Below are 13,194 nucleotides of genomic sequence, written 5' to 3' on the forward strand. Positions count from 1 at the left end.
ATGCAGACCTCGAAGACGATCGTCGCGATCAACAAGGACGCCGAAGCCCCGATCTTCGAACTCGTCGACTACGGCGTCATCGGTGACCTCTTCACCGTCGTTCCCCAGCTCACCGAGGACATCAACACCCGCAAGGGCTGATCCCCCAGCACCACCCCGCATCACCCCGCCCGGGCCGCACGGTGAACCCCACCGCGCGGCCCGGTGCCGTTCCGGGCGACCATTGACGCAGGTCGAGCGGCCTTATAACTTCACTATACGGATTGTTGATTCCGGGAAGCGGAAACAACGAGAGCGTGGAGGGTACGGTCATGGGTCAGCAGGAGAAGGTGGCAACGAGCCTCGCCGGTGCGGTCAGCGAGGAGATCAGCGCCTCCCTCACGGCGGTCGACGCGGAGCTCGCCCGTCGCTACCCGGGCGATCCCGGTACCCGCCAGCCCGTGCACACCGTCTACGTACCCGGTGACGTCTTCGAGCCCGGCACCCTGCGCTCCTGGGGTGACCAGGCGCTGGCCGCCCTCGACGAACACGCCCCCGACGCCTCGTCGTTCGCCGCCGTCCTCGGCATCCCCGAGGAACTGGCGGGCCCGGTCCACGACCGCGTACGCGCCAAGCTGGAGCGCGAGCCCGTCGAGGACCTGCGCATCGACTTCGAGGACGGCTACGGCCCGCGCCCCGACGCCGAGGAGGACGAGGCCGCCGCCCGTGCCGCGCGCCTGGTCTCCGAGGCGTACGCGAACGGCACCGCCGCCCCGTACATGGGCATCCGGATGAAGTGCATGGAGGCCGGTGTCCGCGACCGGGGCATCCGCACCACCGACGTCTTCCTCACCGGCCTGATGGAGGCGGGCGGGCTCCCCGAAGGGCTCGTGCTGACCCTCCCGAAGGTCACGTACCCCGAGCAGGTCACCGCTTTCGTCCAGCTCCTCGAAGCCTTCGAGAAGGCCCACGGCCTCGACGCCGGGCGCATCGGCTTCGAGATCCAGATCGAGACCAGCCAGTCCATCCTCGCCGCCGACGGGACCGCAGCCGTCGCCCGCATGATCGACGCGGCGCGGGGCCGGGCGACCGGGCTGCACTACGGCACCTTCGACTACAGCGCCTGCGTCGGGGTCAGCGCCGCCTACCAGGCCAGCGACCACCCCGCCGCCGACCACGCCAAGGCCGTCATGCAGGTCGCCGCCGCCGGCACCGGCGTACGCGTCTCCGACGGTTCCACCAACGTCCTGCCCGTCGGCCCGACCGACCAGGTCCACGAGGCCTGGAGGCTCCACTACGGCCTCACCCGCCGCGCTCTGGCCCGCGCCTACTACCAGGGCTGGGACATGCACCCCGGCCACCTGCCGACGCGCTACGCGGCCGTGTACGCCTTCTACCGCGAGGGCCTGGAGCCCGCCGCCGCCCGTCTCGCGGCCTACGTGGCCAAGGCCGGCGGTGACGTCATGGACGAGCCCGCCACCGCCAAGGCCCTCAGCGGCTACCTGCTGCGCGGCATCGACTGCGGCGCACTGGACACCGCCGAGGTCGCCCGGCTGACCGGTCTGACCCGCGCGGACCTGGACGCCTTCGCCTCCCCGCGCCGGGGCGACCTGACGGTCACCGCTCCGTAAGACCGGAACGGGTGACTCAGTAGCCTGCGCGCTCCGAGGGGATGGCCAGTCCCGCCGGGGTGCGCAGGCCCGCGACCGGCACCGTCCGCTGGCCGCCGCGTACCGGCAGCTTCACCACCCGGTCGTTGTTGAAGTCCGCGATGTACAGCGCGCCCGCCGGGTCGAAGGCCAGCCCGTACGGGGAGTTGAGTCCGACCGCCGGGACGGTCCGCTGCGGTCCGCCGCCCGCCGGGAGCCGTACCACCCGGTCGTTGCCGCTGTCGGAGACGAACAGGTCCCCTCCCCGGCCGAAGGCCAGGCCGGTCGGCTGGGAGAGGCCGGTCGTGGGCACGGTCGACTGAGGGCCGCCGTCGGCGGGCACCTTGACCACGCGGTCGTTGACGAAGTCCGCCACGAAGAGGTTGCCCGCCGTGTCCAGGGCGAGACCGTTGGGGTGGAGCAGCCCGGTGGTGGGGACGGTGACCTGGCCGCTGCCGTCGGCGGGGACCTTCACCACCCGGTCGTTGAAGCTGTCGGCGATGTAGAGGTCGCCGTCCGCGTTCAGCGCCAGCCCGATGGGGCGGGAGAGGTCGGTGGTCGGGACGACGGTCTGGGGGCCGCCGTCACCCGGCACCCGTACGACCCGGTTGTTGCCGGTGTCGGAGATGTACAGGTCGCCCGAGGGGGCGAGCGCCATCCCGGTCGGGCGGATCAGGCCGGTCACCGCGACCATGACCGGGGCCCCGCCGCCGGGCGGCAGGCGCAGCACGGTGTTGTCGCTGTAGTCGGAGATGTACAGGGGTGCCGCGCCGTGCGCCGGGGGGCGCCCGTCCGCAGTGCCGGGGGTGGTCCCGGGTGCGGCGGAGGCGACCGGCGCCGCGCACAGCATCAGCGCCGCGGCCGTCGCCGCGAGCCGCCAACGGGGCTGTCTGCGCCCCTGCTTCGGGGCTGAAGGGATCGGCGGGGTCGTGGTGGGACGGCTCATGGGTGCGTACCTGTTCTGGATGCCCTGCCCGCTGCCGTACCGGCCCGGGAAGGGGAGGGGCGCCCCCGTGGTCCGGTCCGCGCGGCCGCCCGAGCCGACGGGCGAAGGAGCGGGCGTGCCGAGGGGCTGGGGAGGTGACGGTCCGACACCCGGGTCCGCCGCTCGGTCCGCCGGAGCGTGCCGTACGGGGGCGGGGCGTCGGCCGCCGACGATAGGGAGCCGTCCCCGCCGATCCGTCGGCACCACGCCCCGACGGGCCGACCCGCCACCCCAACAGCCCTGGGGTCTGCTCAGCCGTCCCGGCGTGCGGCCGCGCCGCCACGGGCGCGGTAGGCCCGCATCTTGTGCCGGGCGCCGCACACGTCCATGTCGCACCACAGACCGTTCGACGACGGAGCCCGGTCGTAGAAGACCCAGCGGCATTCCGGCGCCGCGCAGGCCTTGAGCCGCGTCGCGTGACGCCCGGTCAGGCCGTCGCGCAGCAGGGCTTCGAGCACCGTCCGTACGATCCCCGCCGCCGGCCCGTCGTCGGCCGGGCGCAGGGCGAGTGTGCCGTCCGGGCGTACGGCAGGGGCGCCCGCCACGGAGCGGATCAGGTGGTTGAGGGCGTCGAGGGCCTCGGGCGAGGTCCGGTCCACCAGGAAGGCCCGCACGGTCTCCCGGGCCTCCGTGAGCGCCGCCAGGTCGGCCGGGGCGACCGCTTCCGGATACCCGTGCGCCCGCAGCCATCCGCCCGCCGTCCCCGGCCGGGCGAGCTCGTCCTCTTCGTGGAGCAGGGTCGCCGTGTTGCAGAACGCCTCGACCGGTTCGAGTTCCGCGGGTGCCGGGTTCCGTCGCATGATCCCCACTTTATCAACGTTACCGACAAGCGGCATGCTCTGGTAACGTCGAGAGTCAGGCAGGGTTCTGCACCCGACATCAGGAGGCGTGTCATGAACGGCAAACTGACCAGGACATTCGAGACCCCGGACGGGACGGTCCGCTGGGACGTGCTGGGGGAGGGCGATCCGGTCGTCCTGATCCACGGCACCCCGTTCTCGTCGCGCATCTGGCGCGAGATCGCACCGGCGCTCGCCCAGGACCACCGGGTCCACGTCTTCGACCTGCTCGGCTTCGGGCAGTCGGAGCAGCGCGCGGGGCAGGATCTCGGGCTGGCCGCGCACACGCGGGTGTTCACCGGACTCCTGGACCACTGGGGGCTGGAGAGCCCGAGGGTGATCGCCCACGACATCGGCGGGGCCGTGGCCCTGCGGGCCCTGCTGCTGGAAGGGGCCCGGTACGCCGATCTCACCCTGGTCGACGCGGTGGGCTGCGGCGACTGGGGGACCGGGCTGTTCAGGCTCGTACGGGAGAACGCGCACCTCTTCGAGCAACTGCCCGTCTACGCGCACGAGGCGCTGGCCGAGAGCCACCTGCGCTTCGCGAGCCACACCGGCTACCGGCCGGACGTCCTGGCCGCCCATCTCGACCCGTGGCGCGGTGAGGAGGGCAGGGCCGCGTACTACCGCCAGTACGGACAGCTGGAGCAGGCGGCCACCGACGAGTTCCAGCATCTGCTGGGGTCCGTACCGGTGCCGACCCGGATCATCTGGGGGCGCGAGGACGGCTTCCTGCCGCCGCCCTTCGCCGAGCAGCTGCACGCGCTGATCCCGCACTCCGAGCTGCACTGGCTGGAGGGAGCAGGCCACGCGACGCCCGAGGACGCGCCCGCGCGGCTCCTGGCGCTGCTCACCCGGGAGTTCCGGCCGGTGGCCGCCGCGGCCTGACGGCGGGTGCCCCGGGGGCGAGGGTCTTTCGGGGCGGCGGGCTCTCCGTCCAGCCCCGGACCCGCGCGGCTCCTGGCCCTGCTGACCCGGGAGCCCCGCGCGGGACCTGACCCGGCTCAGGCAGGAGGCAGTTCGCCCGAGCCGCGCGGGATCAGGGTCGTCGGCAGCTCCACCCGCGCCGGGGCGTGCTCCGCCCCGTCGAGGCGGCGGAAGAGATGCTCGGCGGCGGTCCTGCCGACCGCCGCCGCGTCCTGCGAGATCACGGTGATGCCGAGCAGGTCGGCCAGCTCGATGTCGTCGAACCCGACCAGTGCCACCGGCCGCTCCCGCTCCGCGATCACCCGTACCGCCGTCACCGTCACCCGGTTGTTGCCCGCGAACAGGGCGGTGACCGGTTCGGGGCCGCCCAGCATCTCCTCGGCCGCGGCCCGCACCCGCTCCGGCTCGGTGGAGCCGAGGGAGACCCAGCCGTCCTCGACGGTGATGCCCGCGTCCCGCATGGCGGCGTGATAGCCGCGCAGACGCTCGGTGGCCGTGTGGATCCGCGGCTGGTCACCGATGAACCCGATCCTGCGGTGACCGTGCGCGATGAGATGCGCCACGCCCTCCCTGGCGCCGCCGAAGCTGTCGGAGAGCACCATGTCGACGTCCACATGGCCCGCCGGGCGGTCCACGAAGACCGTGGCGATGCCCGCCTTGATCTCCGGCTCCAGATAGCGGTGGTCGTCGCCCGCCGGGATCACGATCAGGCCGTCGACGCGGCGGGCGCACAGCGCCAGCACCAACTCCTGCTCCCGCTCCGGGTCCTCGGCGCTGGAACCGTTGATCAGCAACGCGCCGTGCGCGCGGGCGACCTCCTCCACCGCGCGGCTCAGCGGACCGTAGAACGGGTCCGCCAGATCCTCCAGGACCAGTCCGATGGACGCCGTACGCCCCTTGCGCAGCACCCGCGCGCTGTCGTTGCGGCGGAAGCCCAGTGCGTCGATCGCCTCCTGCACGCGGCGCTCGGTGTCGGGCGTGACGCCGGGCTCGCTGTTCACCACCCGGGAGACCGTCTTCAGGCCGACTCCGGCCCGGGCCGCCACGTCCTTCATGGTCGGCCGGTTGCCGTAGCGGGTCTCGGAATGACGGGCGGTCCGGTCCACGTGCGCTGTCCTGTCGTCGGATACGGGCGGGGCGTGCGGTGCTCCGGCCGGGGCCGAGCGGGGCCGAGAAGGGGCGCCGCGCAGGTGATCGGAGGCTGTGGCGTCGAGCATAGGCCCTGGACAACGTTGTCAAGAGGATGAAGACTGTGCAGACTATGGACGGAACCCGCAGGTCCCGCCCCTTCACCGATCCGGAGAGCCCACACCGATGCATACCGACCTCGTCGCCGCGCTCGACATCGGCGGCACCAAGATCGCCGGAGCGCTGGTGGACGGCGACGGATCCCTCCTCGTACGGGCGCAGCGGCCGACGCCCGCCCGGGAGGGCGCCGAGGCGGTCATGGGCGCGGTGGACGAGGTGCTGGGCGAGCTGATGGCCTCGCCGCTGTGGGGCAGGGCCGGCTCCGTCGGTATCGGCAGCGCCGGACCGGTGGACGCCGCCGCCGGCACGGTCAGCCCGGTCAACGTCCCCGGCTGGCGGGACTTCCCGCTGGTGGAGCGGGTGCACAAGACGGCGGGCGGGCTGTCGGTCGCGCTGGTGGGCGACGGGGTCGCGATGACGGCCGCCGAGCACTGGCTCGGCGCCGCCCGGGGCTACGACAACGCGCTCTGCCTCGTCGTGTCGACGGGCGTCGGCGGCGGCCTCGTCCTCGGCGGCACCCTGCGCCCCGGTCCCTCGGGCAATGCCGGGCACATCGGCCACATCAGCGTCGACCTGGACGGCGACCCGTGCCCCTGCGGTGCGCGCGGCTGCGTCGAGGGCATCGCCAGCGGCCCCAACATTGCCCGCCGCGCCCTGGAGAACGGCTGGCGACCCGGCCCGGACGGCGATGCGACGGCCGCCGCGGTGGCCGTCGCCGCCCGCGCCGGGGACCCGGTCGCCATCGCCTCCTACGAGCGAGCCGCCCAGGCGCTGGCCGCCGGCATCGCCGCCACCGCGACCTTGGCGGACCTCGACATCGCGGTGGTCGGCGGGGGAGTGGCCGGGGCCGGTGACGTCCTCTTCGTACCGCTGCGCCGCAGCCTGCGCGAGTACGCCACGCTCTCCTACCTCCGCCGGCTGACGGTGGCGCCCGCCGTCATGGGCAACGACGCGGGCCTGGTCGGGGCCGCGGCGGCGGCCATCGCCCTGCGGTAAGGCCGGTCCGGAGACCGCAAGGGTTTCCGGCGGACGCCCGGTTCGTCAGGCCGGGCGTCCGCCGGGCCGCATCCCGCGCCGCACGTTCCCGGCCCGTACACGCGGATCTCGGGTGAGCGCCGCTCCGCCGACACGTCCTAGGGGGCCGGTGCCGTGCTGCCCGCCTGCTGCTCCACGATCACCAGGAAAGCGTCCTGGTCCAGGTCCATCACGACCTCCGCGGCCAGGCCCTCACCACGCTGCCGGGCCGCGAACTCCTCCGCGGTCCTGCTGCCGCGCGGGTCTCCCGCGGGAAAGTGCTCAAGAACAGTCCGCCGCACGGCGCACCCCCTGGTCTTCCGGCCCCCGGGTGTCCGGATGCCGACGCTCCGACGAATCCGGCCCGCAGGCGCTGTGGACCGGCATGGTTACGTCTGCCCCGGAACCCGCTTCCCTATCGTGGAGAGGCCTTGCTCGTCCCGGACGCCGCATCCGGCCAACGCCGTCGCCCTCGCGGGGTTTCCGCGGCAGGGTGTTGCGGGCAAGCCACAGGGGGCTACGGAAGAGGGGGAACCGTGATCGTCTGGGTCAACGGTGCGTTCGGCGCGGGCAAGACCAGCGCCGCCGGCGAACTGATCGATCTGATTCCGAACAGCACGCTGTACGACCCGGAGGTCACCGGCGCGGGGCTGCGCGCCCTGCTGCCGCAGAAGCGGCTCGCCGAGGTCACCGACTTCCAGGACCTGCCGATCTGGCGGCGGCTCGTGGTGGACACGGCGGCGGCGCTGCTCGCCGAGGTGTCCGGGGTGCTGGTGGTGCCGATGACCCTGCTGCGCCAGGAGTACCGCGACGAGATCTTCGGCGGGCTCGCCTCCCGGCGCATCCCGGTCCGGCATGTGGCGCTCTCACCTGAGGAAACGATCCTGCGCAGCCGGATCGCGGGCCGCGAGGAGTTTCCCGGCGACGACGAACAGAGCGACCGGGTGCGCCGGTGGTCGTACGAGCACATCGGCCCGTACCGCGACGCCCTCGGCTGGATCGCCCGGGACGCGCACGTGGTCGACAACAGCGCCCTCACCCCCCGGGAGACCGCCGAGCGGATCGCGGACGCCGTGCGCACCGGGAGCGTGCCGCCGTGCCCCATCGTGCAGACTCCCGAGCCGACCGGCGAGACGGTGGCCGCCGGGGTGCTGCTCTTCGACGAGGAGGACCGGGTGCTGCTCGTCGACCCCACGTACAAACCGGGGTGGGAGTTCCCCGGCGGGGTCGTGGAGGCGGGCGAGGCCCCCGCGCAGGCCGGGATCCGTGAGGTCGCCGAGGAGATAGGCCTCAGCCTGGACCGGGTGCCCACCCTGCTGCTCGTCGACTGGGAGTCGCCCCGCCCGCCCGGCTACGGCGGGCTGCGCTTCCTCTTCGACGGCGGCCTGCTCCGCTCCGAGGACGCCGGCCGGCTGCTGCTGCCGGGCTCCGAGCTGCGCGGCTGGCGCTTCGTCACCGAGGAGGAGGCGGCGGGGATGCTGCCGCCCACCCGGTACGAGCGGCTGCGCTGGGCCCTGCGGGCGCGCGAGCGGAAGACGGTGCTCAACCTGGAGGCGGGGGTGCCGGTGGGCTGAGCGGGGCCTGTACGGGGGCCGGGGCGAGCCCCCGGCCGGGCGGCGCTGGGGAAGCGCCGCGCGCCGGACACCCGTGCGGCCTCATACGCCGTTCGCCGCCGCCTCCATCACCGCCTCGGCGTCCTCGGTGAGCGGGTCGCCGTGGCCGAAGCAGACGGTACGGGGTGCGAGCGCGGCCAGTCGCCGGAACGTGGCCGCCGCCCCGGCACGGTCCACGTTGAACACGCCGAGCATCACCTGCTCCGCGGAGGCGACGGCGTCCCCGGTGAACAGCACGCCGTGGCGCGGCAGATGGAGCGCGATGGAGCCCGGTGTGTGACCGGGGGCGTGGACCACCCGCGCACCGTCCCCGAACGGCAGCACCTCGCCGCCGGTCACCTCACGGTCGACCCGGGTGGGCGGGGCCTCGGGGCACGTCAACCCGCGTGCGTACAAAGGCCGTTCCCAGTCCAGCAGGTCCGGCTCCGGCACGGGGCGCTCGCCCCGGATCACCGGGGCGTCCAGCGCGTGGGCGAGGATCTCGGCTCCGTACCGGTCCGCCAGTTCCTGCGCGGACCCGTAGTGGTCGCGGTGGCCGTGGGTGATGACGATGCGGCGGATCCGGGCCGGGTCGTGGCCGAGCGCCCGGACCCCGTCCTCGATCGCGGCGGCCGACGCGATGTCGCCCGCGTCGACCAGGGTCAGGTCCGCCCCGTCGCGCCAGAGGTACGCCTGACCGATCCGGAAGCGGAACCTGTGCAACTGGGGGAGCACCTCGACGAGATCCATGCGGCGAACGTACGCAGCGGCGGACGTTCGCCGCACGGATCTACGCTCCGGGCGACTTCGCCGAGGGCGAAGCCCACCCGCGGGATCAGGCCTTCTTCGACTCCGCGTAGTTGCGCAGGAACAGCGCCTCGGCGACCGACATCCGCTCCAGCTCCTCGGGCGACACGCTCTCGTTCACCGCGTGGATCTGCGCCTCGGGCTCGCTCAGCCCGATCAGCAGGAACTCCGCCTCCGGGTAGAGGCCCGCCAGGGTGTTGCACAGCGGGATGGAGCCGCCCATGCCGGAGGACTGCATCTCCTGGCCCGGGTAGGCGTCCCGCATCGCGTCCGCCATGGCCTGGTACGCCGGGCTGCTCATGTCGGCCCGGAACGGCTGGCCCTGGCCCACCTGTTCCACCTTCACCCGCGCACCCCAGGGGGCCCGCGACTCCAGGTGGGCGGTGAGCAGCTTCGTCGCCTCGGCCGCGTCGTGGCCCGGCGGCACCCGCAGGCTGACCTGCGCCCGTGCGCTCGCCTGCACGGACGGGGTCGCGCCGACCACCGCCGGGCAGTCGATGCCGATGACGGTGACGGCGGGACGGGCCCAGATGCGGTCCGCGACCGTACCCGTGCCGATCAGCTCGACGCCGTCCAGCACCTTGGCGTCCTGCCGGAACTCCGCCTCCGGATACTGGATGCCGTCCCAGTCGGCGTCACCGGTCAGACCGTCGACCGTGGTCGTCCCGTCCTCGGCGCGCAGCGAGGCCAGCAGCTGGATCATCGCGGCCAGCGCGTCCGGGGCCGCGCCGCCGAACTGCCCCGAGTGCAGGTTCCCTTCGAGGGTGTCCAACTGCACGCGCAGCATGGTCATCCCGCGCAGCGTCGCCGTCACCGTCGGCAGCCCGACCCGGAAGTTGCCGGTGTCGCCGATGACGATCGTGTCCGCGCGGAGCAGTTCCGGGTGCGCCTCCGCGTACCGCTCCAGACCGCCGGTGCCCTGCTCCTCGGAGCCCTCGGCGATCACCTTCACCGAGACCGGGACGCCGCCGTCCGCCTTGAGGGCGCGCAGCGCGAGCAGGTGCATGATGAACCCCCCCTTGCAGTCGGCCGCGCCTCGCCCGTACCAGCGTCCGTCGCGCTCGGTCAGCTCGAACGGCGGGGAGATCCACGCCGACTCGTCCAGCGGCGGCTGCACGTCGTAGTGGGCGTAGAGCAGCACGGTCGGCGCCCCGGCCGGCCCGGGCAGATACCCGTAGACGGACTGCGTTCCGTCGGGGGTGTCCAGGAGGGCGACGTCCGTGAACCCCTCGGCGCGCAGCGCGTCGGCTACCCAGTTCGCCGCGCCCTCGCACTCGCTCTTCGGGAACACCGCCGGGTCCGCCACCGACTGGAACGCCACCAGCTCGGCCAGCTCCTCCCGGGCACGGGGCATCAGCGAGGCGACGGTCTCGGGAATCGGACGGGCGGTCATGGGCACGCTCCTCGTGGGTGCGACGTTATGGGTAGGGCGCGGTGTGTACGCGACCGTGTGCGACGCCGTGCTTGTGACGACGCATGTACGACGAAATCATGGCCGATCCTCCCACAGGAGGGCCGGCCCGAAGCGCGCCGTAGGATGCCGTGAGCAGCTTGGGGCCACTGGTCGGATCAGGAGCAGAAGCACATCGTGAGCAGCGAGAACGCAGACGCCGGACGTGAGCCGGAAGAGTCGTTGGTGTGGGATGTCGTCGTGGTCGGCGCCGGACCGGCCGGGGCATCGGCGGCGTACGCGGCAGCCGTGGCGGGCCGGAGAGTCCTGCTGCTGGAGAAGGCGGAACTGCCGCGCTACAAGACCTGCGGCGGGGGCATCATCGGCTTCTCCCGCGACGCCCTGCCGCCCGGGTTCGAACTGCCCCTGAAGGACCGCATCCACGCGGTCACCTTCTCGCTCAACGGCAAGCTGGCCCGCACCCGCCGCTCCCGGCGCATGCTCTTCGGGCTCATCAACCGCCCCGAGTTCGACGCCGGTCTGGTCGAGGAGGCGCAGAAGGCCGGGGCCGAACTGCGCACCGGCGCATCGGTGGTGCGGGTCGAGCAGCACGGCCCCGCCGTGCCCGACCGGAGAACGGTCGCCGTGGTGCTGGCCGGTGGCGAGACCGTCCTCGCGCGGGCCGTCGTCGGCGCGGACGGCAGCGCGGGCCGGATAGGAGCCCATGTCGGGGTGAAACTCGATCAGGTGGACCTGGGCCTGGAGGCGGAGATCCCCGTTCCGGCCACCGTCGCGGAGGACTGGGCGGGCCGGGTCCTCATCGACTGGGGCCCGCTGCCGGGAAGCTACGGCTGGGTCTTCCCCAAGGGGGACACCCTCACCGTGGGCGTCATCTCGGCGCGCGGCGACGGCGCGGGCACCAAGCGGTATCTGGAGGACTTCATCGCCCGCCTCGGCCTCGCCGGGTTCGAGCCGTCCATCTCCTCGGGCCATCTCACCCGCTGCCGCAGCGACGACTCGCCGCTCTCCCGCGGCCGGGTCGTGGTCTGCGGCGACGCGGCCGGACTCCTTGAGCCGTGGACCCGCGAGGGCATCTCCTTCGCGCTGCGCTCGGGCCGGCTCGCGGGGGAGTGGGCGGTCAGGATCGCCGAGGCCCACGACGCGGTGGACGCCCGGCGCCAGGCCCTCAACTACGCCTTCGCCATCAAGGCCGGCCTCGGCGTGGAGATGGGCGTCGGCCGCCGCATGCTCAAGCTGTTCGAGCGCCGCCCCGGCCTGCTGCACGCGGTGCTGACCGGTTTCCGCCCGGCCTGGAAGTCGTTCGCCGGAATCACCCGGGGCACGACGTCGCTGGCCGAGCTCGTCCGTACGCATCCGCTGGCACAGCGGGCGCTCCACGCTATGGACCGCTAGCGGCTCACCTGTCGCGACCGCGCCCCCGTTGCCCGTACGGCGACGGGGGCGTCGTCATGCCTCGACGGTGATGCGGAAGACGGGGTGGTCCGGGGAGGCGGCCAGCAGTTCGGCGTCCGTGGACTTCGCCGTGATCCCCTGGAAGTACTGGTCGACCTCCCAGCCCCACCGCTCCAGATAGGCCCGGATGATCCGGGCCTTCTCCGCGTCGTCGGGGATCTCCACGGCGGTGAAGCGGCTGACCTTGCGCCCCAGGCGCAGCTCCCCGCCTCCCGCCACGCGCATGTTGCGCACCCACTGCGAGTGACCGCGCGCCGAGACCAGGTACCGGTCGCCCTCGAACGTGTGGGTGTTGACCGGGATGCGCTGCATCCGGCCGCTCTTGCGCCCGCGCACCGACAGCTCGGCGGAGCCCATCAGGCTGAAGCCGTGCCGGGCCAGCCAGCCGACGACCTTGTTGAAGCGGTTGGCGGTGGCGCTCGCCCGGAGGTAGTAGGGCTGCTGCGACATGATGACTCCCAGGCTACGAGGAGAGCGGTGCTCTCGCTTGAGATCAGTGTGCACGGAAGGGCTATCCAAAGCAAGAGCACTGCTCTCGTTCATGGTCAGTGCTCCGATCGCATGGCAGACTGACCGCATGAGCACCATCCGAGGGGCCAGGGAACGCGCCCGTATCGAAGTGACCGCGGCGATCAAGGACGAGGCCAGGAAGCAGCTCGCCGAGGAGGGCGCGCCGAAGCTCTCGCTGCGGGCCGTCGCCCGCGAGCTGGGCATGGTCTCCTCCGCGCTCTACCGCTACTTCCCCAGCCGCGACGATCTGCTGACCGCGCTGATCGTCGACGCGTTCGACGCGATCGGCGCGGCCGCAGAGCAAGCGGCGGCGGAACAGGCGGCGGGGGAGGCGCCGCCCGCCGAGCGCTGGGTCGCCGTCTCCTGCGCCGTACGGGAGTGGGCGCTCGCCCACCCCCATGAGTACGCCCTGATCTACGGCTCGCCCGTCCCCGGTTACATCGCCCCGATGGACACGGTGGGGCCCGCTGCGCGCGTGGGCCTGGTCCTCATCGACATCGTGCGCGGCGCGTACCGGGCCGGGGACCTCACCCTGCCGCCGCTCGCGGACGGGCTGCGCGCCGACGCGGAGCGGATGGCCGCCGATTTCGCCGAGGGTGTCCCACCCGAGTCCGTGGCGGCTCTGGTCGCCGCCTGGGCGCAGTTGTTCGGCCTGATCTCCTTCGAGCTGTTCGGCCAGTTCAACCGGGTCGTCGAGGAGCGTGAGGCGCTGTTCCGGCAGACCGCCGGTGAGCTGGCCCGCTCGGTGGGCCTGCGCGACGCCGGTACGGCCTGACGGACC

13 protein-coding genes and 1 pseudogene are annotated in these 13,194 nt (G+C 73.2%); 7 read left to right on the forward strand and 7 right to left on the reverse strand.

Annotated features, from left to right (window positions below; all coding sequences use genetic code 11):
- Both IE134_RS22980 and IE134_RS22985 read left to right on the forward strand, forming a co-directional pair.
- A pseudogene (locus IE134_RS22980) lies at positions 1 to 141 on the forward strand (electron transfer flavoprotein subunit alpha/FixB family protein); the annotation flags it as partial.
- A 170-nt stretch (positions 142 to 311) separates the two neighbouring features.
- Positions 312 to 1,610 (forward strand): DUF6986 family protein, encoded by a 1,299-nt coding sequence (locus IE134_RS22985; RefSeq protein ID WP_097987051.1) that lies wholly within the window; start codon positions 312 to 314, stop codon positions 1,608 to 1,610.
- 16 nt (positions 1,611 to 1,626) lie between these two features.
- On the opposite strand, the gene IE134_RS22990 is transcribed toward IE134_RS22985, so the two are convergent.
- Both IE134_RS22990 and IE134_RS22995 read right to left on the reverse strand, forming a co-directional pair.
- A complete protein-coding gene (locus tag IE134_RS22990) occupies positions 1,627 to 2,574 on the reverse strand; it encodes an SMP-30/gluconolactonase/LRE family protein (RefSeq protein ID WP_229823702.1) in 948 nt (315 codons plus the stop codon).
- A gap of 290 nt (positions 2,575 to 2,864) precedes the next feature.
- Entirely contained in the window at positions 2,865 to 3,413 is a 549-nt protein-coding gene (locus IE134_RS22995; protein WP_098896215.1) for a CGNR zinc finger domain-containing protein, read from the reverse strand.
- 93 nt (positions 3,414 to 3,506) lie between these two features.
- Here IE134_RS22995 and IE134_RS23000 point away from each other — a divergent pair, with 93 nt between their 5' ends.
- Complete coding sequence (locus tag IE134_RS23000; protein ID WP_189431560.1) at positions 3,507 to 4,340, forward strand: alpha/beta fold hydrolase; 834 nt, start codon at positions 3,507 to 3,509, stop codon at positions 4,338 to 4,340.
- Between the two features lie 116 nt (positions 4,341 to 4,456).
- On the opposite strand, the gene IE134_RS23005 is transcribed toward IE134_RS23000, so the two are convergent.
- Complete coding sequence (locus IE134_RS23005) at positions 4,457 to 5,485, reverse strand: LacI family DNA-binding transcriptional regulator (protein ID WP_098896212.1); 1,029 nt, start codon at positions 5,483 to 5,485, stop codon at positions 4,457 to 4,459.
- A gap of 208 nt (positions 5,486 to 5,693) precedes the next feature.
- Here IE134_RS23005 and IE134_RS23010 point away from each other — a divergent pair, with 208 nt between their 5' ends.
- The gene (locus tag IE134_RS23010) at positions 5,694 to 6,623 is read left to right on the forward strand and encodes an ROK family protein (protein WP_030712711.1); all 930 of its coding nucleotides are present in this window, start codon (positions 5,694 to 5,696) and stop codon (positions 6,621 to 6,623) included.
- A gap of 137 nt (positions 6,624 to 6,760) precedes the next feature.
- On the opposite strand, the gene IE134_RS23015 is transcribed toward IE134_RS23010, so the two are convergent.
- A complete protein-coding gene (locus IE134_RS23015; protein ID WP_030712714.1) occupies positions 6,761 to 6,943 on the reverse strand; it encodes a DUF8839 family protein in 183 nt (60 codons plus the stop codon).
- 234 nt (positions 6,944 to 7,177) lie between these two features.
- Here IE134_RS23015 and IE134_RS23020 point away from each other — a divergent pair, with 234 nt between their 5' ends.
- Positions 7,178 to 8,215: an NUDIX hydrolase gene (locus IE134_RS23020; RefSeq protein WP_030712717.1), complete on the forward strand. Its 1,038-nt coding sequence runs from the start codon at positions 7,178 to 7,180 to the stop codon at positions 8,213 to 8,215.
- Between the two features lie 81 nt (positions 8,216 to 8,296).
- Here IE134_RS23020 and IE134_RS23025 read toward each other — a convergent pair whose 3' ends face one another.
- Both IE134_RS23025 and IE134_RS23030 read right to left on the reverse strand, forming a co-directional pair.
- Positions 8,297 to 8,983, reverse strand: a complete 687-nt coding sequence (locus IE134_RS23025) for an MBL fold metallo-hydrolase (RefSeq protein WP_189431562.1) — start codon at positions 8,981 to 8,983, stop codon at positions 8,297 to 8,299.
- Between the two features lie 85 nt (positions 8,984 to 9,068).
- The gene (locus IE134_RS23030) at positions 9,069 to 10,433 is read right to left on the reverse strand and encodes a dipeptidase (protein WP_030712723.1); all 1,365 of its coding nucleotides are present in this window, start codon (positions 10,431 to 10,433) and stop codon (positions 9,069 to 9,071) included.
- A 195-nt stretch (positions 10,434 to 10,628) separates the two neighbouring features.
- Between IE134_RS23030 and IE134_RS23035 the strand changes: the two genes are divergently transcribed.
- Positions 10,629 to 11,843, forward strand: a complete 1,215-nt coding sequence (locus IE134_RS23035; RefSeq protein WP_029182404.1) for a geranylgeranyl reductase family protein — start codon at positions 10,629 to 10,631, stop codon at positions 11,841 to 11,843.
- Between the two features lie 54 nt (positions 11,844 to 11,897).
- On the opposite strand, the gene IE134_RS23040 is transcribed toward IE134_RS23035, so the two are convergent.
- Positions 11,898 to 12,353 (reverse strand): nitroreductase family deazaflavin-dependent oxidoreductase, encoded by a 456-nt coding sequence (locus tag IE134_RS23040; RefSeq protein ID WP_126932415.1) that lies wholly within the window; start codon positions 12,351 to 12,353, stop codon positions 11,898 to 11,900.
- A 127-nt stretch (positions 12,354 to 12,480) separates the two neighbouring features.
- Between IE134_RS23040 and IE134_RS23045 the strand changes: the two genes are divergently transcribed.
- The gene (locus IE134_RS23045; protein ID WP_126932416.1) at positions 12,481 to 13,188 is read left to right on the forward strand and encodes a TetR/AcrR family transcriptional regulator; all 708 of its coding nucleotides are present in this window, start codon (positions 12,481 to 12,483) and stop codon (positions 13,186 to 13,188) included.
- The last annotated feature ends 6 nt before the right edge of the window (positions 13,189 to 13,194 follow it).

Source organism: Streptomyces rubiginosohelvolus (genome assembly GCF_014649875.1).
Lineage (GTDB): Bacteria > Actinomycetota > Actinomycetes > Streptomycetales > Streptomycetaceae > Streptomyces > Streptomyces rubiginosohelvolus.